Origin of the sequence: Aliisedimentitalea sp. MJ-SS2, from assembly GCF_032586155.1 — a bacterium.
Taxonomy (GTDB): domain Bacteria; phylum Pseudomonadota; class Alphaproteobacteria; order Rhodobacterales; family Rhodobacteraceae; genus JAWHTC01.
Map to the genome: position 1 here is coordinate 1 of NZ_JAWHTC010000017.1, position 667 is coordinate 667.

Genomic DNA, 667 nt, shown 5'->3' on the forward strand with positions numbered 1-667 from the left:
CGCCTTCCAGATCAAAATTTCAGCGTGTTGCTGCGCGATCTGGCCCCGGTCCGCTGCATCCAAACCTTCAATCTCGTCAAGCGCATCTGATGCCTTTTCAAGCACAACATTCCAATCACGCACGTCGCTGAGATCTTCCAAGTCCTGCAGCAGAGCAACCAACCTGCTCCTGAAGTCATCCATATCAGCCATCGGTGCTTTCCCTTGCCTGCCGGCGATCTCTCACGCCGCTACGTTAAAACGGACTGCCCAGCCACGCCAGTCATGTAGCCGGGCAGTTCTGTGGTGTCTTACCGGCCCAGGTCATTGAACCGGCTGCGGCAGATATGGCGCTGCAACTGGCGAAACGGCTTCTGATCCGGCTTGATCCGCTCCGTGCGCTGCATGCAGGTGACGACCCAGCCGTTCCGGGCCACGACCAATACCTTGTCCAAATGCTTTTCAAGTCGGGCGTAGACATCCTTACCCAATGCTTCACGCGCACGGCGACGCGCCGCCTTGGTCATGGTCACAAAGCTTCTCCGCCCCGTACCTTGATAGCTGTGGGTATACTTGCCGAACCGCAGCAACACATCCATTGCCTCGGCCTTGATGCCGCGCTGGTTGCTGCGGGTTTCTGCATGGTGCGTCAGTTTAACAATCGTTTCCATCGGTCCATCCTCCATTG

At 57.3% G+C, this 667-nt stretch carries 2 protein-coding genes; both read right to left on the reverse strand.

The window, feature by feature from the left end:
- Window positions 1–192, reverse strand: a 192-nt coding sequence (locus tag RXV86_RS22030) for a hypothetical protein (RefSeq protein WP_316302730.1), incomplete at its 3' end; no start/stop codon positions are given.
- Window positions 193–290: 98 nt separating this feature from the next.
- Window positions 291–667, reverse strand: a 377-nt coding sequence (locus RXV86_RS22035) for a hypothetical protein (RefSeq protein WP_316302731.1), incomplete at its 5' end; no start/stop codon positions are given.